The organism is Streptomyces sp. NPDC001315 (assembly GCF_042896175.1).
GTDB lineage: Bacteria > Actinomycetota > Actinomycetes > Streptomycetales > Streptomycetaceae > Streptomyces.
Genome location: NZ_JBIAWZ010000001.1, coordinates 725,217 through 749,047 on the forward strand (window position 1 = coordinate 725,217; position 23,831 = coordinate 749,047).

The window sequence follows — 23,831 nt, forward strand, 5'->3', positions numbered from 1 at the left end:
CGAAGAAGATCAGCACCGGAATCGCCACCCCCAAGAACATGATCAGCACAGGGGTGGGTGTCGCACTATGCGCAATGACAGTTTCGCTGTGCACATGAAAGCCCCCGGGAACGCGTCGAGCGCACTCCGGGGGCCTTCTGGGAGTCCTGAGGGGTGTGGGGCTACTTCTTGCCGTCGCCGCCACCGGCGCCCATGGATTCGTAGATCTCCTTGCACATGGGACACACCGGGTACTTCTTCGGGTCGCGGCCCGGTACCCAGACCTTGCCGCACAGCGCCACGACGGGGGTGCCGTCGAGGGCGCTCGCCATGATCTTGTCCTTCTGGACGTAGTGGGCGAAGCGCTCGTGGTCGCCGTCGCCGTGGGACACCTGTGGCGTCGGCTCTACGAGGGTCCCCGTACCAGTCCCGCGCTCGGGCTCAAGAGTGCTCATATCGCCAAGGGTACTGAAGCTCACACACATCAGTTGAGCGAAGGGTCGTCCGGATACGTGGCCACCATCGCCAGTTCACTGCGCTGGCGGCGCAGGACCTCACGCCAGAGTCTCTCGGGGGACGGGGAGGAGACATCACCCGGTTCGGACTCGACGACGTACCACGCGCCCTCGACCAGTTCGTCCTCCAACTGGCCGGGGCCCCAGCCGGCGTAACCGGCGAAGATCCGCAGGGAACCGAGGGCGGAGGCGAGCAGCTCCGGCGGGGCCTCCAGGTCCACGAGCCCGATCGCGCCGTGCACCCGGCGCCAGCCCAGCGGTGCCCGTTCGGACGAGCCGCCGCCCGGGATCACCGCGACGCCCAGCGCCGAGTCGAGGGAGACCGGCCCGCCCTGGAAGACCACGCCGGGCTCGCCGGTCAGATCCGCCCAGCCCTCCAGGATGTCGCGCACGCCCACCGGCGTAGGACGGTTGAGGACGACACCGAGGGAGCCCTCCTCGTCGTGGTCGAGAAGGAGCACCACCGCACGGTCGAAGTTCGGGTCCGCCAGGGCGGGCGTTGCCACGAGCAGCCGCCCTGTGAGCGAGGACACCTCGGTCATGCCAGACATGATCCCGCATCTGCCCGCCATGTGGGGAGCCAATCAGGCACGGGAGTGAAGGCGGCTCAGGGCGCACGGGCGCACCCCACGCGCATCCCCGCTTCGGTGACCCCATGTGTCCGATTGGGAACGGTTCGTGTTGTGACACAGCTATGACGTTGCTGGGCGGCACTTGGGCTTACGGGAGAGGGGTACGCGGCGATTACTCTGTCTCATCTCCCCTGCCCAACTCATCGGAACGCGAGATACATGACCGTCAACGACGATGTCCTGCTTGTCCACGGCGGAACCCCGCTGGAGGGCGAGATCCGTGTCCGCGGTGCGAAGAACCTCGTACCGAAGGCCATGGTCGCCGCCCTGCTGGGCAGCGCGCCAAGCCGGCTGCGCAACGTTCCCGACATCCGTGACGTGCGGGTCGTACGCGGTCTGCTCCAGCTGCACGGGGTGACGGTCCGTCCGGGTGAGGAGCCGGGCGAGCTGGTGATGGACCCGTCGCACGTGGAGAGCGCGAACGTCGCCGACATCGATGCCCACGCGGGTTCGAGCCGTATCCCGATCCTGTTCTGCGGCCCGCTGCTGCACCGCCTGGGCCACGCGTTCATCCCCGGCCTCGGCGGCTGCGACATCGGCGGCCGGCCCATCGACTTCCACTTCGAGGTGCTGCGGCAGTTCGGCGCGCGGATCGAGAAGCGGGCGGACGGTCAGTACCTGGAGGCACCGACGCGGCTGCGCGGCACGAAGATCCGGCTGCCGTACCCGTCCGTGGGCGCGACCGAGCAGGTGCTGTTGACGGCGGTCCTCGCGGAGGGCGTCACCGAGCTCTCGAACGCGGCGGTCGAGCCGGAGATCGAGGACCTGATCTGCGTCCTGCAGAAAATGGGCGCGATCATCGCGATGGACACCGACCGCACGATCCGCATCACCGGTGTCGACTCGCTCGGCGGCTACACCCACGCGGCCCTCCCGGACCGCCTGGAGGCCGCCTCGTGGGCGTCCGCGGCGCTGGCGACCGAGGGGAACATCTACGTCCGCGGCGCCCAGCAGCGCTCGATGATGACGTTCCTGAACACCTACCGGAAGGTGGGCGGTGCCTTCGAGATCGACGACGAGGGCATCCGCTTCTGGCACCCGGGCGGCCAGTTGAAGTCCATCGCCCTCGAAACGGACGTGCACCCGGGCTTCCAGACGGACTGGCAGCAGCCCCTGGTGGTCGCCCTGACCCAGGCCACGGGCCTGTCCATCATCCACGAGACGGTCTACGAGTCCCGTCTGGGCTTCACGTCCGCCCTCAACCAGATGGGCGCCCACATCCAGCTCTACCGCGAGTGCCTCGGCGGCTCCGACTGCCGCTTCGGCCAGCGCAACTTCCTGCACTCCGCGGTCGTGTCCGGCCCCACGAAGCTCCAGGGCGCCGACCTGGTCATCCCCGACCTCCGCGGCGGTTTCTCGTACCTCATCGCCGCCCTGGCCGCCCAGGGCACGTCCCGCGTCCACGGCATCGACCTGATCAACCGGGGCTACGAGAACTTCATGGAGAAGCTGGTGGAGCTGGGCGCGAAGGTGGAGCTGCCGGGCAAGGCGCTCGGTTAGCACCGGCAGCCGTAGCAGCCGTACACACGACGATGGGGCGGCCCCCGGTGAGGGGGGCCGCCCCATTGGCGTCGCTCGAGTCTCGTACGTCGTCCCGCGACGTACGCGGGGGCTTACTTGCCCTTGGCGGCTTCCTTGAGCTTGCTGCCCGCGGAGACCTTCACGCTGTAGCCGGCCGGGATCTGGATCGGGTCGCCGGTCTGCGGGTTGCGCGCGGTGCGAGCGGCACGGTGGGTGCGCTCGAAGGTCAGGAAGCCGGGGATGGTGACCTTCTCGTCGCCCTTGGAGACGATGTCGCCGACGACCTCGGCGAACGCGGCCAGCACGGCGTCGGCGTCCTTGCGGGTCACCTCGGCGCGGTCGGCCAGCGCGGCCACCAGCTCACTGCGGTTCATGTTGTTACTCCCGTGTTCTTCTTGCCGTTGAGGCGTGCCACGCGGCGGAGCCGCATATTGGGCACAGCGAAGTCGATGCTGCCAGGGGCCTCGGACAGTCCCCGGACCGGGTCCGTCCTCAGACCCTCGCGCCCAGAGACGCATCCTGCCCCCACCTGCGGCGGGAAAGCCAATCCGGCACCCGCAGGAGTCGTGAGAACACCCTTGGGAGTCACACGAAAAGAGGGGCCCGAGCCCGGCCGTCACGATAGAGGGCTGCCGGGTGCCCAGGTTCCGCGACGCGCCGGGGTGAAACCCGACCGTGGCAATCGTCACAGCGCCCGCACAGCGACCGGGTTTCCCGCACTCCCCGAGCCTACGAGGCCGATGCTCCCGCGGCCTTCGCCGCGTCCCGCACCGCACCCGCGACCGCGCCCGCGACCTTGTCGTTGAACACGCTCGGGATGATGTAGTTCGGGTTCAGCTCGTCCTCGGTCACCACGTCGGCGAGGGCCTTCGCGGCGGCCAGCATCATCTCCGTGTTGACGGTCCGGGACTGCGCGTCCAGCAGGCCGCGGAAGACACCCGGGAAGACCAGCACGTTGTTGATCTGGTTGGGGAAGTCGGAGCGGCCGGTGGCCACAACTGCCGCGGTCTGGCGGGCGATTGCGGGGTCCACCTCGGGGTCCGGGTTCGCGAGCGCGAACACGATCGCACCGTCGGCCATGGCGGCCACGTCGTCGCCGTCGAGGACGTTCGGGGCGGAGACGCCGATGAAGACGTCCGCGCCGCGCACGGCCTCCTTCAGCGTGCCGGTGAGGCCCTCGGGGTTGGTGTTGTCGGCGATCCAGCGCAGCGCCGAGTCCGGGGCGGCGTCCACCAGGTCGGCGCGGTCGGCGTGCACGACGCCGTGGATGTCGGCGACGACGGCGTTCTTCACGCCGGCCGCGAGCAGCAGCTTGAGGATGGCCGTGCCGGCCGCGCCGGCGCCGGACATGACGACGCGCACGTCGCCGATGCCCTTGGCCACGACACGCAGGGCGTTCGTCAGGGAGGCGAGGACGACGATCGCGGTGCCGTGCTGGTCGTCGTGGAAGACGGGGATGTCGAGGGCCTCACGCAGCCGGGCCTCGATCTCGAAGCAGCGGGGGGCGGAGATGTCCTCGAGGTTGATGCCGGCGAAGCCCGGGGCGATCGCCTTGACGATCTCGACGATCGCGTCGGTGTCCTGGGTGTCCAGGCACAGCGGCCAGGCGTCGATGCCGGCGAAGCGCTTGAAGAGGGCCGCCTTGCCCTCCATGACCGGCAGCGCGGCCTTCGGGCCGATGTTGCCCAGGCCCAGCACGGCCGAGCCGTCCGTCACGACCGCAACGGAGTTGCGCTTGATGGTGAGGCGGCGCGCGTCCTCGGGGTTCTCCGCGATCGCCATGCACACGCGGGCCACACCCGGCGTGTAGATCATGGACAGGTCGTCACGGTTGCGGATGGGGTGCTTGGACTGCATCTCGATCTTGCCGCCGAGGTGCATGAGGAACGTACGGTCCGAGACCTTGCCGAGGGTGACGCCCTCGATGCCGCGGAGCTTCTCGACGATCTCGTCGGCGTGCGCGGTCGAGGTGGCCGCGATCGTGACGTCGATCTGGAGCTTCTCGTGCCCGGATGCGGTGACGTCGAGGCCGGTCACCGAGCCTCCGGAGGACTCCACGACGTTGGTGAGCTGCGAGACGGCGGTTCCGCTCGCGGGCACCTCCAGCCGGATCGTCATCGAGTAGGAGACGCTGGGCGCCGTTGCCATGGCCGACTTCCTCTGCTTTCACCGGTTTCGCTGCGTTTCGCTGTGTGTAGCAGCGTTGTGCCGTCCGATCGTCGCACCTACCCCCGAGTACGCGGTAGCCACCCCGGATTGCGAACGTTTTGTTCGTAGGCGGGTATCGAGTTTCGGAAAACGTCTTTCACCATACGAGAGACGATCAGGCAAAGGAAGAGGCCCACGTCACACGGTGACGTGGGCCTCTTCGACGTTCATGACACCGACCCGCCATGCTCGCCTCGCGGCAAGTGGTCGCTCGTGGCGACGAAGGTTGGGCCCGGGGGCTTGGATCGAGCCGGTGTCACACCCAGGCTAACAAACAGATCCCGCGAGACCATTCCCGCCCGGAGAGTTCACAGGAAACCGTTCCGGAAACCGTGGCTTCACCGGGGTCAGTCCCTGAGGAGGTCGGGCACCCCCGTCGCGTCCGGCTCGTCCCGCTCGGCCGCGACCACCGTCAGCTGCTGGGTGGCCCGGGTCAGTGCGACGTACAGCACGCGCAGCCCCGCCGGTGACTCGTCCGCGATCTCCGCGGGCGACACGACGACCGTCGCGTCGTACTCCAGGCCCTTGGCCTCCAGGCTGCCGAGCGCCACCACACGGTCACCGAGTCCGGCGAGCCAGCGCCTGGCCTCCTCGCGGCGGTTCATGGCGACGACGACGCCGATCGTGCCGTCGACCCGGTCGAGGAGCCGGGCGGCCTCCGCACGGACGGTCCCGGCGAGCGAGCCCCGTTCGCCGGCGCCGCCCGCCTTGCCCGTACTGACGAAACGCGGCTCCACGCCCGTGGAACGGACGGCGGACGGGGACACGGAGCCCGGCATGGCGAGCGCGAGCACCTTGGCCGCCAGTTCGGCGATCTCGGCCGGGTTGCGGTAGTTCACCGTCAGCTGGAAGCGGCGGCGCGGACGGCTGCCCAGGGCCTCGTCGCGGGACTCGGCCGCCTCGTCGGGGTCGGACCACGACGACTGGGCCGGGTCGCCGACGATCGTCCAGGTGGCGTGCCGGCCGCGCCGGCCCACCATGCGCCACTGCATCGGCGTCAGGTCCTGCGCCTCGTCGACGATGACGTGCGCGTACTCGACGCGCTCCTGCGCCAGCCGCTCGGCCCGCTCGCGCTGCGACTCCTCGCGTACCGGCATCAGCTCCTCGAGACCGGTGAGCTGGTCGAGCGGGTCCAGCTCGCGCCGCTTCCGGGGGCGGGCCGGGGCGCCGAGGATGGCCTGGAGCTCGTCCAGCATGGCCACGTCGTGCACGGACAGGCCGTCCCGTCGGAGCGAGCGGGCGACCCTGCGTGCCTCGCCGGGGTTGAGGATCCGCCGGGACCAGCGCCCGAGCCGCCGCTCGTCGGCCATCGCCGCCAGCACGGCCCGCGGAGCCAGCTCGGGCCACCAGGCGTCGAGGAACTCGATGAAGCTGTCCTCGGAGGTGACGTCCTCGTCGAAGGAGGAGCGCAGCTCGGCGGCCAGCTCGGGGTCCGTGTGCCGGCCGGCCGCGCCGGACTGCTCCCACAGGGCGTCGAGCAGCAGCTTGCGGGCGCGCGGGCGCAGCAGGTTGACGGGTGCGGTGCCGCCGAGTGCGTTGTGCCGGATGCGGTCCAGCTGCCCGGCCTCCAGCTCGAGGCGGCGGCCGAAGGCGACGACGCGGAGACGGGTGGGCGAGTCGTTCGACTCCAGTGCCCCCCGCGCCGCCTTCCGCAGCACCTTCAGCATCCGGTAGGAGCCCTTGGCGCGGGCCACCGCCGGGGAGTCGTACAGGGTGGCCTCCGCGCCGTCGACCAGGGAGCCGATCGCGCGGATGGCGACCTGGCCCTCCTCGCCGAGGGACGGCAGGACGCCCTCGGTGTACGCGACCAGCAGCGGCGTGGGCGAGACGATCAGGATGCCGCCCGCGTACCGGCGCCGGTCCTGGTAGAGGAGGTAGGCCGCCCGGTGCAGGGCGACGGCCGTCTTGCCGGTGCCGGGGCCGCCCTCGACGTACGTCACGGAGGCGGCGGGGGCGCGGATCACCAGGTCCTGCTCGGCCTGGATGGAGGCGACGATGTCCCGCATGGTGTGGCTGCGGGCCTGGCCGAGGGCGGCCATCAGGGCGCCGTCGCCGATGACGGGCAGCTCCCGCCCGTCCAGCGACGCCTTCAGCTCGGGGCGCATCAGGTCGTCCTCGACGCCGAGGACGCGGCGGCCCTTGGAGCGGATGACCCGGCGGCGCACGACCCGGCCGGGGTCGACCGGGGTGGAACGGTAGAACGGCGCGGCCGCGGGAGCCCGCCAGTCGATGACCAGCGGGGAGTAGTCCTGGTCGAGGACGCCGATGCGGCCGATGTGGAGGGTCTCGGCGATGTCGGCCGTGTTGTCCTCGCGCACGGCCCCCTCGGCGGGTTCGACGGCGGTGTACGCGCCGTCGGGGCCCTTCTTGCCGTCCTTGCCGAGGAGCAGGTCGATACGACCGAAGAGGAAGTCCTCGAACTCGTTGTTCAGCCGGTTGAGGTGGACCCCCGCCCGGAAGACCTGCGCGTCCCGCTCGGCGAGCGCGCCGGGCGTGCCGACATGGCCGCGCTGGGCCGCGTCGTGCATGAGGAACTCGGCCTCATGGATCTTCTCCTCGAGCCTGCGGTACACCCGGTCCAGGTGTTCCTGCTCGATGCTGATCTCCCGGTCCCGTACGGAGTCTTGCACTGCGTCGTTTCGCACTGCGTCGTGAACCGAACCGACCGCGGTTTCCTGTTGAGCCTGAGCGGCCACCGGGCCCCCTTCTGACGTGCTGGGCAGCCGTCAACCGTACGCGAAGGGGGCCCGCCCGGGAAGCGACAGGTCCTAGGAGTCGACCTCCACCAACCGCTTCCCGTCGAAGGTCATGACTTCGAAGTGGTCGATCTCGTTGGGGGTGAAGGCGGCGCCGCCGTGGACGTAGAGCGGGTTCTTCGCCTCTTCGGTCTTGGCGTTGGGCAGGCCGTAGCCCCAGTTCGGCACGGACCAGGAGGTGACGGTCTCGCGCTCGCCGTTCTTGCCGACGGCGATGAGCGAGCACTTCTCCGGGCCGGTGACGTTCTTGAGCTGGAGGACGGCGTGGGTGCCCCAGTCCTTCTTCTCCATGGCCACGGTCGCGGTGACGTGCGTCGCCGGGTCCGTGGCGGACTTCTTGTCGGTCATGGTCTGGAAGGCGGTCTGCGCGGGGCCGGCCGCCATGTTGCCGCTGTCGTCCGAGCCGCCGGTCGTCGCGAGCACCGTCAGCGGGCCACCGATGATCAGCGCGGCCGCGGCCGCCACCAGGTAGAACCCGCGCCGGCGCTTGACGGCGCGGCGCTCGGAGACCTCGTCGACGAGCTTCTCCGCCAGCCGTGGGCTGGGCTTGGCGGACAGGGACTCACCGATCGCGGGTGTGCCGGAGCCCGGCAGGTCCGCGAGCGCGGCCAGCATCGGCTCCATCCCGGCGAGCTCGTCGAGCTGCTGGGCGCACCATTCACAGGTTGCGAGATGGGATTCAAAAGCGGTCGCCTCGGCGTCGTCGAGAATCCCGAGGGCGTAGGCGCCGACGGTCTCGTGCTCGTTCGGGGCCGGTGATCCCTGCATGGGGCCAGACATACCCGAACCACCCGTTCCGAACCCCCCGTAAACGCTCATCACGCCGTCACCCCCCGCTCCTCCAGTGCCAGCTTCATCGACCGCAGGGCGTAGAACACCCGGGAGCGCACCGTGCCGCTCGGGATGCCCAGCGTCTCGGCCGCCTCATTGACCGTACGCCCCTTGAAATACGTCTCGACGAGGACCTCCCGGTGAGCGGGGGTCAGGTCGTCCAGCGCGTCCGAAAGCGTCATCAACCAAAGCGCCTTGTCGATCTCGTCCTCCGCGGGGATGACCTCCAGCGGCGACGGATCGACCTCCTGCGGCCGGGCCTGCCGGCTGCGGTGGCCGTCGATGACGATGCGGCGTGCGACCGTCACCAGCCAGGGGCGTACCGATCCGGTCGCCCGGTTGAGCTGACCGGCGTTCTTCCAGGCACGGATGAGCGTCTCCTGCACGACGTCCTCGGCACGCTGCCGATCTCCGGCGACCAGCCGCAAGACATACGCAAGCAAGGGTCCGGCGTGCTCTCGGTAGAGAGCGCGCATCAGCTCCTCGTCAGGTTCCGAGGGCTGGGACATGCGATGTCGGGCCCTCGATCCACGTTCATTGGCCACGACGGAATCCTTGCGCACGCCCACCTCCGGTGTCCGGGGGTTCCCCCAGTCGGTCGCTCGTGCACGGGTACGGACGCGGGTCGCGTGATGTTCAAAGCGAGGCGACAGATTTCTTGAGCGTGACATGACGTGCCGGACATGGGCACACATTCTCACCGCACGATCTTTACATTTCCGTCACATCGACAAGATCGCTTCGGGTGCCCCTGTGGCACCGAGGGCAAACGGAGTGTTGTCGAAATCACTTCGACAATGTTTCGCCGCTTCCCTCACAGAAGCCGCGAAGCAGACACCTAGACTTGGCTGAGGGCCACGCGACGACGGTGCCGGGCCACCCTTTCGCGGTTCCCGCAGACCTCGCTGGAGCACCAGCGCCTCCGGCGCCCCCGGGATGTATCCAGATAGACGATCGGGCAGTTGTCCCCCTCGCACTGCCGCAGACCCGCCCGTGCGACAGGGTCCGTGAGCAGTTCCACGCAGTCCCGGGCGACGGCCGCGAGCAGCGCGGCGCACTCCGGCGGACCGTCCAACTCCCGTACGAGCCTGCCGTCCTCGCCGCGGATCGCGCGCGGGACGGGTGGCGCGGTACGGGCGAACTCGTTGACGCGGGCCAGGGCCAGGTCGTGGGGTCGCGCGTCGGTACTGCCGTACGGGCGGACCTGGGCGGCGAGGTGGCCCCGCACCAACCGTCCCGTCTGCGCGCGCAGTTCCCGGAATCCGGTGAGCCACGACGCGTCGGCGTGCGTGAGCGGGGTGCCCGGCGGGACCAGCCCGGACCGGGTGATCCAGGCGCACAACGGGGCGAGGGAATCGAGCCGTTCCCCGGGGTGGGTGGTCGCCAGGAGATCCAGGCAGATCCGCCCGGCGTCGAACCGCGTCTCGTACGGGGCCGTGGCCGTACCCAGTGCCATGTGCCTGTCACCGCCTAGGGGTTGCCCCGGTGGGATGCAGTAGGGAGGTCTGCGGGGAAGGTGTGCGGAAAGGTCTGTGCGGAAGGGCTGGAGAACCGTTCCCTCCCACAGTGCCTGCCCGCTCGCGCGGCCGGAACCCCTTGTACCGCCTCTCGGCGTTTCAGGCCGAAGCGGGGGCCCGGGGGCGGTCGGCCCCGGGCCCCGCAACAGCGCAGGGTGTCTTGCTACGCGTCGGCGTACTTCGCGTCCGCCGCCGGGTCCAGGGCCAGCCGGTATCCCCGCTTGACCACTGTCTGGATCAGCTTCGGCGCGCCCAGGGCCGTACGGAGGCGGGCCATCGCCGTCTCCACCGCGTGTTCGTCGCGGCCCGCGCCGGGCAGCGCGCGCAGGAGTTCGGCACGGGCGACCACCCAGCCGGGGCGCCGGGACAGTGCGCGCAGGAGGGACATACCGGCCGGCGGTACGGGCTTGAGGTCGCCGTCCACCAGCACCGCGTGCCCGCGGATCTCCACCCGGTGCCCGGCGACCGGCAACGATCGCGCCCGCCCGGGCAGTTCCTGGCAGAGCAGCTGGACGAGGGGACCGAGCCGGAAGCGTTCGGGCTGGACCGTGTCGACGCCATGGGCCTGCAGCGGCAGCGCGGTGACCGGGCCGACACAGGTCGGCAGCACGTCGTGGTGGAAGGCGGCGAGCAGCTCGGGCAGCAGACCGCGGTCCTCGGCGCGGGACAGCAGGGACACGGCGGCCGGGGCGCTGGTGAAGGTGACCGCGTCCAGTCCGCGCGAGACGGTGGCGTCCAGCAGCCGGTCCAGGGGCGCGATGTCCTCCGGCGGCATCCAGCGGTACACGGGGACACCCACCACCTCGGCGCCCGCGGCCCGCAACGCCTCCACGAACCCCGGCAGCGGCTCGCCGTGCAGCTGTACGGCGATACGGCGGCCCTCGACCCCCTCCTCCAGGAGCCGGTCGAGCACCTCCGCCATGGACTCGCTGGACGGCGACCACTCCTCGGTCAGCCCGGCGGCCCTTATGGCGCCCTTGACCTTGGGCCCGCGTGCCAGCAGTTCCACCTCGCGCAGCCGGTCGAGCAGGATCTCGCCGAGCCCCCAGCCGTCGGCGGCCTCGACCCAGCCGCGGAAGCCGATGGCGGTGGTGGCCACCACGATGTCCGGCGCCTGGTCGATCAGCTGCTTCGTCGCCGCCAGCAGCTCACCGTCGTCGGCGAGCGGCACGATGCGCAGCGCCGGCGCGTGCAGCACGGCGGCCCCGCGGCGCTGGAGCAGCGCTCCGAGCTCGTCGGCCCGCCGCGCGGCCGTCACGCCCACGGTGAACCCCGCGAGGGGACCGGGGACCGGTCGTTGCTCTTCGTCGTACATAGACTCTCGTCCCGCGCTGGAGTGGTTGCACCTACATGCCAACCGAGCCTGTCAACGGTGCGTGACAGGCTCGGTTCGGCTTCATGTCGCCAGTGTTACGTCACACCTCGGCGTAGCTGAGCTGCGGCTTCGTCTCGGAGGCAGCCTCTGCCCGGACCTGGGTGGCCGGGCGGCGAAGGTATACGGCCCAGGTCACCACGAAGCACAGCCCGTAGAAGGCGAGGAAGGCGACGAAAGCGCCGGTGCCGGAACCGTAGGACAGGAAGGACTGCCGGAAGGCGAGGTTGATGGCGACGCCGCCGAGCGCGCCGACCGCGCCGATGAGCCCCATGGAGGCCCCGGAGAGCCGCCGTCCGTAACGAGCGGCGTCCTCGCCCTCCAGTCCCTTGGCGAGGGCCTTGGTGTGGAAGATGCCGGGGATCATCTTGTACGTCGACCCGTTGCCGAGCCCGGTGAGCACGAACAGTACGACGAACACGGAGACGAACAGCGGCAGCGACTTCTGCATGGAGGCGACGACGAGGACCGCGGTGGCCGCCGCCATGCCGACGTAGTTGTAGAGGGTGATCTTCGCGCCGCCGTACCGGTCGGCGAGCCAGCCGCCCACGGGCCGGATCAGCGAGCCGAGCAGCGGGCCGATGAAGGTGAGGTACGCCGCCTGCAGGGGCGTACGCCCGAACTGGTTGGTCAGCACCTGACCGAAGGCGAAGCTGTAGCCGATGAACGAGCCGAAGGTGCCGATGTAGAGGAAGGACATGATCCAGGTGTGCGCGTCCTTCGCGGCGTCGATCGCGGCGCCGGTGTCGTTCTTCACGGACGCGAGGTTGTCCATGTAGATCGCGGCGAGCGAGGCGGCGACGACGATGAGCGGGATGTAGATCCCGAGCAGCACGCGCGGACCACCACTGGCGCCGATGACCGCGAGCGCCACGAGCTGGATGACCGGCACGCCGATGTTGCCGCCGCCGGCGTTGAGCCCGAGGGCCCACCCCTTCTTCCTCAGGGGGAAGAAGGCGTTGATGTTGGTCATGCTGGAGGCGAAGTTGCCGCCGCCGACGCCGGCGAGCAGACCGATGAGGAGGAAGGTGGAGAACGAGGTCCCCGGCTTCATCACGGTGAACGCGGCGATGGTGGGGATGAGGAGGAGGCTGGCCGAGATGATCGTCCAGTTCCGGCCGCCGAACACCGCCACGGCGAAGGTGTAGGGCACCCGCACCACGGCCCCCACCAGCGTGACCATGGATGTCAGCATGAACTTGTCGGCCGGGGTCAGCCCGTACTCCGGACCCATGAAGAGCACCAGCACGGACCACAGGGTCCAGATCGAGAAGCCGATGTGCTCGGAGAGGACGGAGAAGAGCAGGTTCCTGCGGGCGACCTTCTCTCCGGTCTCCTGCCAGAAGGCCTCGTCCTCCGGATCCCAGTGTTCGATCCAGCGGCCTCCCCTGCTCGCTGCGGGGGCTGTGCTAGGGGCTGTCATGACGCCTCCACGGTGCTCCGGGACTCAGGTGCTTCTTCGGGGTGACGAGCGGTGATAAGTCCCGAAGGTAGGGAGGGCGCGTTTCCGGCCTGTGGCTGTGGGTGACCGGAAGGGAACTTTGCTCTCACCCTGGGAGGAGGCCGGATGAGAGGTCGCCGCCGGATGAGAGGTCGCCGCCGGATGAGAGGTCGCCGCCGGATGAGAGGTCGGCTCACTCCACCCACACCAGGATGTCCCGCCCGCCGTCGTCCCATTTGACGGCGCACACCAAGGCGCCGGTGCGGTCGGCGTCGGACGGGAGGTGAGCTCTCAGCGGTTGACGGCCTGGATCTCCTGGACGACGACGTCCTGATCGGCGCCGAAGGTGCCGTCGGGGAGGTCGCCGCCGGTGTTGCCGGAGCCCTCCCAGTGGATCTTCCAGGTGACGGTGGCCTTGAGGTGGTACGAGCCGTTCCCGGAGGACCGCAGGTACTTCACCCCGCAAGGCGGGTCCTGGTTCGCCTTGCCGCCGGCGTACGGCTCGCCGATCTGCCCGTCGCTGATCGCGCAGACCCCGGACGCCGGATACGTCACCGCGTCCGTCGTACCGGGCTCGATCTTCAGCGAGACCGGTTCGGCGGTCGTGGTCGCGGAGATGCCGAGCACCGGGACGCTGGCGGTGACGGAAACGGGCTTGAAGTCGGCGCCGTCCAGCCAGGCCCAGGTCGGCAGGTTGACCTTGGTGGTTCCCTCGGGCTTCAGGGTCACCTTCTTGGTGGGGACGCGGACTTGGGCGTAGGCGAGCGCGGCGAGCACCTCGGGCGTCACGGCGTTCACCGCGTCGGCGGGCGGGGGGGCACCCTTGTCGACCCAGAAGATGTCCTTGGTGCACTTGTCCCACCCGGGCGGGTAGCTCTTGTCGACGTACGCGTCCCAGAAGTAACCCTCGCCGGTCTTGTCCTTGTTGAAGTCCTTGTACGGCTCGCCGTCGACGTACTTCTTGCGCTGTTCGAGATCCCACTGACTCCCGGTGGACTCCGCCTCCCAGATCGGCTCCAGAGTCTTCTGCAGCTGCTCGGGCGTGTACTTCGGCGCGTACCAGCAGGCGGGCGGGCTCCAGGAGGTGTTGGCGGAGGCGACGGGTCCTACGGACTCGCCGGCGCCGTTCTTGGAGGTGTCGAAGACGACGCCTCCGGCGGAGGCGGAGACGGTGTCGCCGTTCACGTCGCCGGAGGTATCCGTGTCCGTCGAGTTCTGGGTGTTGCCATCCAGCGTGTCATCGGCGTGCGCCACCCCGGAGAAGGGGAGGAGCGACAGACACATGCCCGCGGTGATCAGCGCTGGAAGGGTCCTCGACTTGCTCATCAGGGCTGGCACTCGGCACTCCCGCTCTGCGAAATGATCTTCTGGATCACCCAAACGCCCTTGCTGTTCTTCTTCAGCGACGTGTGATAAACGACGTAGCTCTTGGCAGTGACCTCGGTCTTCTTGACCTTCTTCGACTCGAGGTACTTGACGTACGCCTTGCCCTGGTCCTCGCAGTAACTGAGGGAGGCCGTTCCGTCCTTGTCGACGGCCACGTCGGGGTCGTAGAAGCGGTAGGCGCCGGTGATGCTGGCCTTGTTGTCGACGTAGTTCTGGATGAACTTCTGCGTACCGGCGGCGGCTTCACCCTCGTAGTAGTACAGATAAGCCTTGTCCAGCGCGTTCTGGTTCGCGATCGCGAGGTCCACCGCCTTGATGGACTGCTCGCTGTCGGCCAGGACCGCGTCCTTGTCCGTGTTGCCCGTCTTCGGCCAGTCGAAGGTGTACGTCAGGTCCGACGGCAGCTCGATCTTCGGCCGGTCCGCCGATGCCGAAGCAGAAGCCGACGCACTCGGCGAAGCCGATGTCTCCGTGTCCGCGCCCGCGATCTTGTCGTTGTCCTTCGAACCTCCGTCGCCGCCACCACAACCGGTGAGGAGAAGCAGTGCTGTTGCTCCGGCGGCGGCTGTCGTGAGGAGGCGAGGACGGCGGGTCACGGGGGGCTCCTGTGTCGTAGTGGCGAAGCCCCGCTACGGTAGCGGGGCTTCGGGTCGTGACACCAGTGCGGTCAAAGGGACTTGCGCACTTCACATAGCCGCACGGACCCTCTCAGGCCCGGTGCGCCCCCGCACGCGACGGCGACCCGTCCGGCCACAGCCGGGGCCTCCGCTTCGCCGCCAGGTCCTCCATCCAGCCGAAGCAGAGGATGCAGCAGGCCGTGAGGGCCCAGACCACGACCAGCAGGGGCCAGGAACTCTCCAGGAACCAGGGGGCGTGTTCCTCCAGCAGCGAGACGTTCCACAGGTGGTCCCACAGGGTTTGCGCGGCGACGATGCACACGTTGTGCCAGAGATAGATCGTCACCGCACGGGAGTTGAAGAGGGTGACCAGCCGGTCCCAGCGGCGCAGCGGGCGGGGCCACTCGGACCACGAGGGGCTGATGTGCAGGAGCAGCAGCACGGTGGCGAAGGACCACAGCGACTGGGCGAAGGGCATGTCGTCCAGGTCGTGGCCCGGTGCGAAGCCGTGCGTGAGCGCGTACCAGAGGCCGATGCCGGCCACGGCCGGTGCCAGGGACGGCACGACGTAGCGGGGCAGGCGTTTCAGGACGCCCTCGTGGTGGGCCATGCCCAGCAGCCAGCAGGCGCCGAATGCGCCGAAGTCGCTGAGGTTGGAGTCGAGGCGCGAGCTGGGCACGCTGATCCAGCCGAACTCGAGCGCCGCCGACAGGGCGATCGGCGCGAGGATCGTCGTCCAGGGCAGCTTGCGCAGGGCGCGCAGGAGGAGCGGGGACAGCAGGACGAACCAGAGGTAGGCGCGGATGTACCAGAGCGGTACGGCCAGCTCCACGGCCCAGTCGTCGCCGATCAGGCCGTGGATGCCGGGCAGGCCCTCACCGAACGGCGGGTCGCTCAGCGGCAGGATCCAGAAGCCGAGGTGGAGCCACCACCAGCCGGGGTGGCCCTCGGAGTCGGGGCCCCAGCCACCCAGCAGCATGCCCGTCACGCCGACCGCGCCCAGCAGCCACAGCGGCGGCAGCAGGCGCCGCATACGGCTGCGCACGACCTGTCCGGCCGGGCGTTTGCCGAGGGAGCCGGCCATGAGGTTGCCGGCCAGGGCGAACATCACGCCCATGGAGGGGAACACCACCGGCAGCCAGGCCCAGCCGAACAGGTGGTAGAAGACGACCCTGAAGAGCGCGATCGCCCGGAGCAGGTCGAAGTACCGGTCGCGTCCGGAGGCGCGACGGGGCTCCTTCGCGGACGTCGGCGCGGATGGCGGTACCTGCCCGGACGCCTGCGCCCGTGCCTGCCCGGGCACCTGCCCCGATGCCTGCTCCGGTACCGGTCCCTGTCCAGGCGTCGGCGCCTGCGTCGTCGTAGCGGAGTCGTGGTCTCGCATGCTCATGCGACCGGCCTTCCGTCCATGACGCGCCGGTCCGGCGGGGTCGCGGTCGGCGGTGCCGACACCCCGCCCTTGCGGCGCAGTTTCTGCCAGCGCAGCCGGCCCCCGGTGAGTGCGGTGATCCAGGACTGGAGCAGCACGACGTACATGAGCTGGCGGTAGAGGATCTGCTGAAGGGGCAGCGAGATGAGCGGGGTCAGGCGTTCGCGGTCGAGGATGAAGGCGTACGTCGCGCAGACCACCTGGACGGCCAGGACGCCGAACCAGGCCACGATCGTCTTCTCGGTCGGGCCGAAGAGCAGGCCGTAGACGAGGAACATGTCGATCAGCGGGGCCAGCAGCGGGGCCACGACCATGAAGAGGGAGACCAGGGGCAGGCCGACGCGGCCGAAGCGGCCCGAGGGGCCCCGTTCGACGATCGCGCGGCGGTGTTTCCAGATCGCCTGCATGGTGCCGTACGACCAGCGGTAGCGCTGGGACCACAGCTGCTGGACCGACTCCGGGGCCTCGGTCCAGGCGCGGGCCTTCTCCGCGTACACCACCCGCCAGCCGTCGCGGTGGATGGCCATCGTGATGTCGGTGTCCTCGGCGAGGGTGTCGTCGCTCATGCCGCCGACGCGCTCCAGGGCGGATCGGCGGAAGGCGCCGACCGCGCCGGGGATGGTGGGCATGCACTGCAGGACGTCGTACATACGGCGGTCGAGGTTGAAGCCCATCACGTACTCGATGTGCTGCCAGGCACCGATGAGGGTGTCCTTGTTGCCGACCTTGGCATTGCCGGCGACGGCGCCGACGCGCGGGTCGGCGAAGGGCTGGACCAGTTCGCGGACGGTGGCCGGTTCGAAGACGGTGTCGCCGTCCATCATCACGATCAGGTCGTGACGGGCGTTGGCCAGGCCGCGGTTGAGGGCGGCCGGCTTGCCCGCGTTGAGCTGGCGGATCACCCGGACGTTCGGCAGTCCCAGGGACTCCACGATCCGTGCCGTGCCGTCGCTGGAGCCGTCGTCGATGACGAGGATCTCGATGGGGTGTTCGCTGCGCATCAGGGAACGCACGGTGTTCTCGATGCACTTGGCCTCGTTGTACGCGGGCACCAGCACCGACACCGGTTCGGTGACCGGCCGCGGGCCCCAGCGGAAGCTGCGGCGGCGGGTACGGCGGGCGTGGATCCCGGACAGCAGCAGCATCAGGCCGAAGCGCGCGAAGACCAGGACGCCGATGGCCGCGAGGCCGACGACCAGCACACCGGTGATGTCGTCGGAGGCCTGCACGAGGAAGACCCAGGCCCTGCCCTTCCACAGCTCGGCGCCGGTGACCGGGGTGTCCGCGTTCGGGGCCTTGAGGGCTTCGGTGAGGTTCTGGAACTGGTAGCCCTTGCCCTGGAGTCGGGGAATGAGCCGGTCGAGTGCCCGCACCGTCTGGTGGCGGTCGCCACCGGAGTCGTGCATCAGGACGATCGCGCCCTTGCCGCTGTGCGGGGTGGCGTTGCGGACGATGCGGTCGACGCCCGGCCTGCGCCAGTCCTCGCTGTCGGTGTCGTTGACGACGGTGAGGTAGCCGCGGCTGCCGACGTACTCGGTGACCGGCCAGGACATGTTGTCCATGGCGTCGGCGGAGGAGGAGTACGGCGGCCGGAACAAGGAGCTGCGGATGCCGGCGGCGCCCGCGAGCGCGAGCTGGTTCTGCGACAGCTCCCAGTCGATGCGCTCCTTGGACTGGTAGGAGAGGTCGGGGTGGTTGAAGGTGTGCAGGCCGACCTCGTGGCCCTCGTCGACCATGCGTCTGACCAGGTCCGGGTAGCGGGAGGCCATGGTGCCGGTGACGAAGAAGACGGCGTGCGCGTGGTGCTTCTTCAGGATGTCGAGGACTTTCGGCGTCCAGGTCGGGTCGGGGCCGTCGTCGAAGGTGAGGACGATGCGGTGGTCCGGCACCTCCAGGCTGGTGGCCTTGCCGCCCCGGGTGTCGATGACGGGCCCGCCGTCGAGGATCTTCTGCGGGACCTTGTCGGAGGACGCCTCGGGCCGTACCCGGAAGTCGGCGAGGATCTCGCTGTGCACATAGCCGCGCAGCATGAGCATGGCGAGCATCGCGAACAGGATCAGGAGTGGGAGCAGGTGGCGCAGCGGCAGCCATCGCCGCCGGTCGGCCCGTCCCGTGGAGCGGCGGCTGGAGCGGGATGCCATCAGAGGACGTTCTCCGTGGACGAGGACGAGGGCGCGGCGGGCTCGGCGGGCGCGGCGGACGAGGCCGAGCCGGCGGGGCTCGACTGGACGGGGGCCGGGTCGGCGGGTCCGTCGGCGACGGGGCCCGTGCCGCCGCCCGGGGTCACCGAGGGCGCGGCCGAGCCGCCGGCGTCCGTCGAGGACGGAGGCGGGGACGGCGACTGGACGACCGGTGGTGACGACACCGGCACCGGGTCCTTGGTGGTGCCGCTCGGGCTGGGCTGCGCGGATGTGCCGGCCGACGGCCCGGGGTCGGCGGAGGCGCTCGGCCTGCCGCTGTCGGCGGACTGGCTGGGCAGCGGGGCCGGCACCCCCGGCGTGGCGGTCGTGCCGCCGGGCACGGACAGGGCCGGCACCGGCGCGACGCCGCTGCCGACGCCGGCCGGATTGGAGGAGAGCCGCGGCGTCGGGGAGACGTCGACCTGGCCGGCCGGCTTGTCGTCGCCCTGGCCGGGGACCGGAAGCCAGGGCGCGCTGGAGTTGCCCGACAGCAGGGCGACGACGATGACGCCGGCGTAGGCCGCGCAGGAGATGCCCACGGCGATGCCGATACGCCGGAAGGTGCGGCTGCGCCGCCCCGACTCGTCCACGAACACCGGTGCGTCGGAGGCGTCCTGGCCGCCGCCCGGTCCACTGCCCGGTCTGCCGCCGGGTCCGCCGCCCTTGGCCTGCCGCAGGACCGACGCGCCGAACTGGACGGAGTCGAGCTGGATCGTCACCTCGTGCGGATCATGGGCGTTCTCGCTCTCCGGTGCCGCCGCTCCTGACTCGTCCCAGGGATCGCGGAGCACGGCGGCCTGGGCCCCGCCCGGCGACGACGACAGGATCTCGGTCCCGGGCTCGGGCTCGGTCCCGGCGAGACGCGCTGGGCCACCTCTGCCGTCGCGTCGCCGACCGGTTCGTCCGGTTTCTGGAAAGCTCTGAGTTCTTTCCCCCGTCAACGGCAGGTCCTGAGTCGCTGATGCGGCCTCGGGCCATTCCGGTTGGGCGTCTTCCCGCCACTTTTTCACGTGCGCTCTTCCCCCCACGGGACAGTTCCGGAAGCGCGTACGACGCCGAGCACCCGCCGCCGAACCGGGCCCCCACCCAATTCGAACGCCCCCCATTACCACACTGTGCTCAGACCTCGAATGTAGCGCACAGAGAGGGCCCGTGCGCGCAACGTGTCAATCGGGGGTGCGCATCATGCTCACGTCAGTGGCTGGAATCCATCCATCGGCAGGCCGCCGCAGCCACCCTTCCTCGGCGGAGATCTCGGCCGCAGCCCGCCGAAGAGCATCGAATCCTGGATGGACCAGCCCCTTTCGCCACACCAGTGACACAGGCGACAAGGGGATGGGGTCGACGAGGGGGCGCAGCACCGTCCCAGGCATGGCCGGAAAGCCCACCACGGCGAGGATGGGGTTCCGCATCTTGGCCATGATCCGCCGGAACTCCTCGTCACCCACGGCAAGCGGTACGGGGGCCGCGATCCCGATCCCCCGCTGTTCGAACAGACGGTGAGCCAGGTCCGTCCACTCCGTCGTCCGCGGGTTCCCCGCACCCGCGTACACCGTCTCGCCCGCCAGCGCGGCCAAGGGAACCGCCTCGAGCGCCGCCAGCCGGTGGTCCTCGGGCAGTACGACGGCCATGGGCTCGTATCGCACGGGCTGGTGGTCCAACTGGGCGCGCAGCGTGGGTTCCAGACCGGCGAACCGTCCGAACGACACGTCGAGCCGACCCGCCACCAGCTCGCCCGCCGCCCCCGCCAGGCCGCTCTCGTAGCGGGCCATCAGCTCCTGCCCGGGGGCGAGTTCGCGGGCTCGGTGCAGGATGCGGCGGGCGGTGGCCTGGTCGGGGAAGTTGAGGTCGACCAGCAGGGGCCGGGCCTGCCCGAAGGCGGCCAGCAGGTCGTCCTGCGCCTGCAGCGCCCGGCGCGCCAGGGGCACCAGCCGCCGGCCGTCGCCGGTCAGCGTCACCTGCCGGGTGGACCGCACGAACAGTTCCGTGCCGAGCTCCCGTTCCAGCCGCCGCACATCCCGGCTGAGCGCCTGCTGGGCGACGTGGAGGCGGGCCGCGGCACGTGTGAAGTGCAGTTCCTCGGCGACGGCGAGGAAGGCGCGCAGGAGGCGGGGGTCGAGGTGACGGGGGGCGGACATCCGGCGAACTTACAACGGGAGTGCGTGAATCGGTACGCAGAAGGTGTCGGACCCGTTGATCGCCCTGGCGCACCGGGCCCTCACCGAGTAATTCGCGCGCACCCCATTGACGCGATCACAGCCGCCACCTACCTTCGCCCGTCGAAGCGCTTCGACGTCACGCGTCGAATCCATTCGACGACCGTCGCGTGACGCCCCCGATACCCATCCGACTCCCCTGGAGGCACTGGATGTTGACGGCACGAAGGCGTGTGGTGGCGAGCGCGGTGATCCTTGCCGGATCCCTGCTCCTGACCTCCTGCGGCGGCTCGGACGGCGGCTCCTCCGACGGCAAGACCCTGAAGCTGTGGCATTACGAGGGCCCGACCAGCGCGATGGGCGTCGCCTGGAACGAGGCCATCAAGGAGTTCGAGGCGACCCATCCGGGCGTGAAGGTCAAGTACGAGGAGAAGGGCTTCGAGCAGATCCAGAAGACGGCGCCCATGATCCTGAACTCCTCGGACGCGCCCGACCTCATGGAGTACAACAAGGGCAACGCGACCGCGGGCCAGCTCTCCAAGCAGGGCCTGCTGACCGATCTGACCGCCGAGGCGACCAAGCGCGGCTGGGACAAGAAGCTCAGCGCGGGTGTGGCCACGACCAGCATGTACGACACGAACGGGGTCATGGGCTCCGGCAAGTGGTACGGCGTGCCCAACTACGCCGAGTACACGATGGTCTATTACAACAAGGACCTCTTCGAGAAGTACGGGATCGCCGAGCCGAAGACGTTCGACGAGCTGACCACCGCCATGGACGCCTTCGCCGAGAAGGGCGTCACCCCGCTCGCCAACGCCGGCGCCGAGTACGTCGCCCAGCAGTACCTCTACCAGCTCGCCCTCTCCAAGGCCGACCGCTCCTGGGTCGACAAGTACGAGCTGTACAAGGGAAGGACCGACTTCCACGACGCGGCCTGGACGTACGCGGCGGACACCTTCGCCGACTGGGTGAAGAAGGGCTACATCAGCAAGAAGTCCACCAGCACCAAGGCCGAGGAAGCGGGCGTGTCCTGGATCCAGGGCAAGGCGCCGATCCTGTTCTCCGGCAGCTGGTGGTACGGCCGCTTCCAGTCGGAGGCGAAGTTCGACTGGGACACCACCCTGTGGCCCGGCTCCGACCTGACCCTGGGCTCCGGCGGCAACCTCTGGGTGGTCCCCAAGAACGCCAAGAACAAGGACCTCGCCTACGACTTCATCGACATCACCATGTCGAAGAAGATCCAGAACCTGCTCGGCAACAAGGGCGGCGTCCCGGTCGCCGCCGACACGAGCGCCATCACGGACCCCAAGTCCAAGGAACTGATCTCCAACTTCAACACCCTCAGCCAGAAGGACGGGCTCGCCTTCTACCCGGACTGGCCGGTGACCGGCTTCTACGACGTCCTCGTCTCCGAGACCCAGAAGCTGATCACGGGCGGTGAGAAACCGGACGCCTACCTCTCCGCCCTGCAGCAGGCGTACGACAAGGGCGCGCCGAAGCAATGACGGTCACCGTCGAACGGGGCGCGCGGGCCGTCGGCAAGCACCCGCACGCCGGTCCGCGCCGCCCCCGTACCCGCGATTCGTACGCCCTGTTCCTGCTCCCCGGCGTCCTCGCCTTCACGGCGGTCATCATCGTCCCGTTCCTGATGAACACGGGCGTGAGCTTCACCGAGTGGCAGGGCATCGGCAGCCCCAAGTGGACCGGGCTCGCCAACTACCGCGAGCTGATGGACGACTCCGAGTTCTGGGCGTCCTTCCGGCACAGCCTGTTCATGGTCGTCGCCATGGCCGCCGTACCGACGATGATCGGTCTCGTCCTGGCCGCCGCCCTGTTCGACTACATCGGCAAGCACTTCGGGTCGAAGTGGGCCGCGGTGCTGCGCGCCTGCTTCTACCTCCCGCAGGTGCTGCCGATCGCGGTCGCGGGCATCGTCTGGAGCTGGATCCTCGCGCCCGACAACGGCTCGCTCAACGAGCTGCTGAAGGCCATGGGGCTCTCCTCCTGGCAGCAGGACTGGCTCGGCGACCCCGACCTCGCCCTGTACAGCGTGATGGGCGTGATGGTGTGGGTCCAGATCGGCTTCCCGCTGGTCATCTTCATGGCCGGGCTGCAACGCGTCGACCCGCAGCTGTACGAGGCGGCCGAGCTGGACGGCGCCGGCTGGTGGCGCCGCTTCTGGCACATCACGCTGCCGCAGATCCGCCCGGAGATCTACGTCGTCCTGACCTGGTGCACGATCGCCGCGCTCAAGGTGTTCGGCGCGGTGTACGTGCTGACCAAGGGCGGCCCCGGCGGGGCGACGGACGTGCCCTCCTACTTCTCCTTCACCACGTTCTTCGAGAAGACCCAGGTCGGCTACGGCGCCGCGATCTCCACGATCCTCACCGTGATCATCCTGGTCCTCTCCCTGATCGGCCTGAAACTCCAGACCCGCGCCGAGGACGCCGAGGAAGGGGCACGGACATGACCACCGCACTACGCCGTTACCCGGTGCTGATCGCCCTGTGCATCGCGGCCCTTTTCATGGTCGTCCCGTTCCTGATCGTCGCGATCAACGCGGTCAAGTCGCCGGCCGAGTACTCCGAACACGGCCCCCTCAGCCTCCCCCAGGGCCTCTATCTGGACGGCCTCAAGGACTTCTGGCAGCGGGTCGACTACGGCCAGAAGCTGTTCAACTCCGTGCTGGTCAGCGGCTCGGTGGCGGTGCTCGCGGCGATCCTCTCGGTGCTCAACGCGTACGCGATCGGGATCGGCCGCATCAAGGGCCGCACCTGGGTCCTGGCCTTCTTCGTCCTCGCGAACATGCTGCCGCAGGAGGCGCTGGTCTACCCCGTCTACTACCTGAGCAAGCAGGCGGGCCTGTACGACACCCGGCTGAGCGTGATCATCGTCTTCACGGTGATCCAGGCGGCCTTCGGCACGTATCTGCTCTCGTCCGTGCTCGGCCAGTTCCCGCGCGAGATCATCGAGGCGGCCCGCATCGACGGCGCGACCAAGTGGCAGGTCCTGTGGCGGATCGTCGTCCCGGTCAGCCGGCCGACGATCGGGGTCCTCCTGGTCTTCTTCTTCATCTGGACCTGGAACGAGTTCCTGCTCCCCCTGGTCATGCTGATCTCCAACGACAACCAGACCGTGTCGGTGGCTCTCGGCGTCCTCCAGGGCCAGCGGCTGATGGACGCCACGATGACCAACGCGGCGGCCCTGCTCGGCGTCCTCCCCGCGATCGTGTTCTTCCTCGTCTTCCAACGGACCCTCACCCGCGGCATCGCCGTCGGTGCTGTGAAGTAA

The 23,831-nt window shown here is 69.5% G+C and carries 20 protein-coding genes; 4 read left to right on the forward strand and 16 right to left on the reverse strand.

Annotation, left to right across the window (positions count from 1 at the left end):
* Positions 1 to 161 precede the first annotated feature (161 nt).
* Together ACFY16_RS03185 and ACFY16_RS03190 are read right to left on the reverse strand one after the other, a co-directional pair.
* Positions 162 to 434 carry a DUF3039 domain-containing protein gene (locus ACFY16_RS03185; protein WP_390645337.1) on the reverse strand — a complete coding sequence of 91 codons (273 nt, stop codon included), beginning with the start codon at positions 432 to 434 and terminating at the stop codon, positions 162 to 164.
* Positions 435 to 463: 29 nt separating this feature from the next.
* On the reverse strand, positions 464 to 1,036 hold the full coding sequence (locus tag ACFY16_RS03190; protein WP_390645338.1) for a YqgE/AlgH family protein: 573 nt from the start codon (positions 1,034 to 1,036) through the stop codon (positions 464 to 466).
* A 249-nt stretch (positions 1,037 to 1,285) separates the two neighbouring features.
* Here ACFY16_RS03190 and murA point away from each other — a divergent pair, with 249 nt between their 5' ends.
* Positions 1,286 to 2,626, forward strand: coding sequence for a UDP-N-acetylglucosamine 1-carboxyvinyltransferase (gene murA / locus ACFY16_RS03195; RefSeq protein WP_390645339.1), 1,341 nt, complete (start codon positions 1,286 to 1,288; stop codon positions 2,624 to 2,626).
* Between the two features lie 113 nt (positions 2,627 to 2,739).
* Here murA and ACFY16_RS03200 read toward each other — a convergent pair whose 3' ends face one another.
* From ACFY16_RS03200 to ACFY16_RS03265, 14 genes are all read right to left on the reverse strand, one after another.
* On the reverse strand, positions 2,740 to 3,021 hold the full coding sequence (locus tag ACFY16_RS03200) for an HU family DNA-binding protein (RefSeq protein ID WP_004000874.1): 282 nt from the start codon (positions 3,019 to 3,021) through the stop codon (positions 2,740 to 2,742).
* Positions 3,022 to 3,376: 355 nt separating this feature from the next.
* The gene (locus ACFY16_RS03205; protein WP_390645340.1) at positions 3,377 to 4,795 is read right to left on the reverse strand and encodes an NAD-dependent malic enzyme; all 1,419 of its coding nucleotides are present in this window, start codon (positions 4,793 to 4,795) and stop codon (positions 3,377 to 3,379) included.
* 407 nt (positions 4,796 to 5,202) lie between these two features.
* A complete protein-coding gene (locus ACFY16_RS03210) occupies positions 5,203 to 7,551 on the reverse strand; it encodes a HelD family protein (RefSeq protein WP_390645341.1) in 2,349 nt (782 codons plus the stop codon).
* Positions 7,552 to 7,623: 72 nt separating this feature from the next.
* Positions 7,624 to 8,430: an anti-sigma factor family protein gene (locus ACFY16_RS03215; RefSeq protein ID WP_390645342.1), complete on the reverse strand. Its 807-nt coding sequence runs from the start codon at positions 8,428 to 8,430 to the stop codon at positions 7,624 to 7,626.
* Positions 8,430 to 8,951: a sigma-70 family RNA polymerase sigma factor gene (locus tag ACFY16_RS03220; protein ID WP_010039908.1), complete on the reverse strand. Its 522-nt coding sequence runs from the start codon at positions 8,949 to 8,951 to the stop codon at positions 8,430 to 8,432. The genes ACFY16_RS03215 and ACFY16_RS03220 overlap by 1 nt, the downstream gene beginning before the upstream one ends.
* Positions 8,952 to 9,280: 329 nt before the next feature.
* On the reverse strand, positions 9,281 to 9,898 hold the full coding sequence (locus ACFY16_RS03225; protein WP_390645343.1) for a CGNR zinc finger domain-containing protein: 618 nt from the start codon (positions 9,896 to 9,898) through the stop codon (positions 9,281 to 9,283).
* A gap of 224 nt (positions 9,899 to 10,122) precedes the next feature.
* Positions 10,123 to 11,274 (reverse strand): uroporphyrinogen-III synthase, encoded by a 1,152-nt coding sequence (locus ACFY16_RS03230; RefSeq protein WP_390645344.1) that lies wholly within the window; start codon positions 11,272 to 11,274, stop codon positions 10,123 to 10,125.
* A 100-nt stretch (positions 11,275 to 11,374) separates the two neighbouring features.
* The gene (locus ACFY16_RS03235; protein WP_390645345.1) at positions 11,375 to 12,754 is read right to left on the reverse strand and encodes a nitrate/nitrite transporter; all 1,380 of its coding nucleotides are present in this window, start codon (positions 12,752 to 12,754) and stop codon (positions 11,375 to 11,377) included.
* Positions 12,755 to 13,063: 309 nt separating this feature from the next.
* Positions 13,064 to 14,110, reverse strand: a complete 1,047-nt coding sequence (locus tag ACFY16_RS03240; protein WP_390645346.1) for a hypothetical protein — start codon at positions 14,108 to 14,110, stop codon at positions 13,064 to 13,066.
* On the reverse strand, positions 14,098 to 14,754 hold the full coding sequence (locus ACFY16_RS03245) for a hypothetical protein (RefSeq protein WP_390645347.1): 657 nt from the start codon (positions 14,752 to 14,754) through the stop codon (positions 14,098 to 14,100). The genes ACFY16_RS03240 and ACFY16_RS03245 overlap by 13 nt, the downstream gene beginning before the upstream one ends.
* A gap of 112 nt (positions 14,755 to 14,866) precedes the next feature.
* Positions 14,867 to 16,165 (reverse strand): acyltransferase, encoded by a 1,299-nt coding sequence (locus ACFY16_RS03250; protein WP_390645348.1) that lies wholly within the window; start codon positions 16,163 to 16,165, stop codon positions 14,867 to 14,869.
* Entirely contained in the window at positions 16,162 to 18,345 is a 2,184-nt protein-coding gene (locus ACFY16_RS03255; protein WP_390645349.1) for a glycosyltransferase, read from the reverse strand. Before ACFY16_RS03255 ends, ACFY16_RS03250 begins: the two co-directional genes overlap by 4 nt.
* Entirely contained in the window at positions 18,345 to 19,175 is an 831-nt protein-coding gene (locus ACFY16_RS03260; protein WP_390645350.1) for a hypothetical protein, read from the reverse strand. Before ACFY16_RS03260 ends, ACFY16_RS03255 begins: the two co-directional genes overlap by 1 nt.
* Before the next feature lie 375 nt (positions 19,176 to 19,550).
* Positions 19,551 to 20,522, reverse strand: a complete 972-nt coding sequence (locus ACFY16_RS03265) for a LysR family transcriptional regulator (RefSeq protein ID WP_390645351.1) — start codon at positions 20,520 to 20,522, stop codon at positions 19,551 to 19,553.
* Positions 20,523 to 20,752: 230 nt separating this feature from the next.
* On the opposite strand from ACFY16_RS03265, the gene ACFY16_RS03270 reads away from it, so the two are divergent.
* From ACFY16_RS03270 to ACFY16_RS03280, 3 genes are read left to right on the forward strand one after another with little or no spacing between them, the layout of a single operon-like run.
* Positions 20,753 to 22,045 carry an ABC transporter substrate-binding protein gene (locus ACFY16_RS03270; protein ID WP_390645352.1) on the forward strand — a complete coding sequence of 431 codons (1,293 nt, stop codon included), beginning with the start codon at positions 20,753 to 20,755 and terminating at the stop codon, positions 22,043 to 22,045.
* Positions 22,042 to 23,010, forward strand: a complete 969-nt coding sequence (locus ACFY16_RS03275) for a carbohydrate ABC transporter permease (protein WP_390645353.1) — start codon at positions 22,042 to 22,044, stop codon at positions 23,008 to 23,010. Before ACFY16_RS03270 ends, ACFY16_RS03275 begins: the two co-directional genes overlap by 4 nt.
* Complete coding sequence (locus ACFY16_RS03280; protein WP_390645354.1) at positions 23,007 to 23,831, forward strand: carbohydrate ABC transporter permease; 825 nt, start codon at positions 23,007 to 23,009, stop codon at positions 23,829 to 23,831. Before ACFY16_RS03275 ends, ACFY16_RS03280 begins: the two co-directional genes overlap by 4 nt.

What these genes read in the sequence shown, in the direction of transcription:
- ACFY16_RS03185 (WP_390645337.1), bottom strand. Translation starts at nt 434, where the DNA reads ATGAGCACTCTTGAGCCCGAGCGCGGGACTGGTACGGGGACCCTCGTA.
- ACFY16_RS03190 (WP_390645338.1), bottom strand. Translation starts at nt 1,036, where the DNA reads ATGACCGAGGTGTCCTCGCTCACAGGGCGGCTGCTCGTGGCAACGCCC.
- murA (WP_390645339.1), top strand. Translation starts at nt 1,286, where the DNA reads ATGACCGTCAACGACGATGTCCTGCTTGTCCACGGCGGAACCCCGCTG.
- ACFY16_RS03200 (WP_004000874.1), bottom strand. Translation starts at nt 3,021, where the DNA reads ATGAACCGCAGTGAGCTGGTGGCCGCGCTGGCCGACCGCGCCGAGGTG.
- ACFY16_RS03205 (WP_390645340.1), bottom strand. Translation starts at nt 4,795, where the DNA reads ATGGCAACGGCGCCCAGCGTCTCCTACTCGATGACGATCCGGCTGGAG.
- ACFY16_RS03215 (WP_390645342.1), bottom strand. Translation starts at nt 8,430, where the DNA reads ATGAGCGTTTACGGGGGGTTCGGAACGGGTGGTTCGGGTATGTCTGGC.
- ACFY16_RS03220 (WP_010039908.1), bottom strand. Translation starts at nt 8,951, where the DNA reads ATGTCCCAGCCCTCGGAACCTGACGAGGAGCTGATGCGCGCTCTCTAC.
- ACFY16_RS03225 (WP_390645343.1), bottom strand. Translation starts at nt 9,898, where the DNA reads ATGGCACTGGGTACGGCCACGGCCCCGTACGAGACGCGGTTCGACGCC.
- ACFY16_RS03230 (WP_390645344.1), bottom strand. Translation starts at nt 11,274, where the DNA reads ATGTACGACGAAGAGCAACGACCGGTCCCCGGTCCCCTCGCGGGGTTC.
- ACFY16_RS03235 (WP_390645345.1), bottom strand. Translation starts at nt 12,754, where the DNA reads ATGACAGCCCCTAGCACAGCCCCCGCAGCGAGCAGGGGAGGCCGCTGG.
- ACFY16_RS03250 (WP_390645348.1), bottom strand. Translation starts at nt 16,165, where the DNA reads ATGAGCATGCGAGACCACGACTCCGCTACGACGACGCAGGCGCCGACG.
- ACFY16_RS03255 (WP_390645349.1), bottom strand. Translation starts at nt 18,345, where the DNA reads ATGGCATCCCGCTCCAGCCGCCGCTCCACGGGACGGGCCGACCGGCGG.
- ACFY16_RS03265 (WP_390645351.1), bottom strand. Translation starts at nt 20,522, where the DNA reads ATGTCCGCCCCCCGTCACCTCGACCCCCGCCTCCTGCGCGCCTTCCTC.
- ACFY16_RS03270 (WP_390645352.1), top strand. Translation starts at nt 20,753, where the DNA reads ATGTTGACGGCACGAAGGCGTGTGGTGGCGAGCGCGGTGATCCTTGCC.
- ACFY16_RS03275 (WP_390645353.1), top strand. Translation starts at nt 22,042, where the DNA reads ATGACGGTCACCGTCGAACGGGGCGCGCGGGCCGTCGGCAAGCACCCG.
- ACFY16_RS03280 (WP_390645354.1), top strand. Translation starts at nt 23,007, where the DNA reads ATGACCACCGCACTACGCCGTTACCCGGTGCTGATCGCCCTGTGCATC.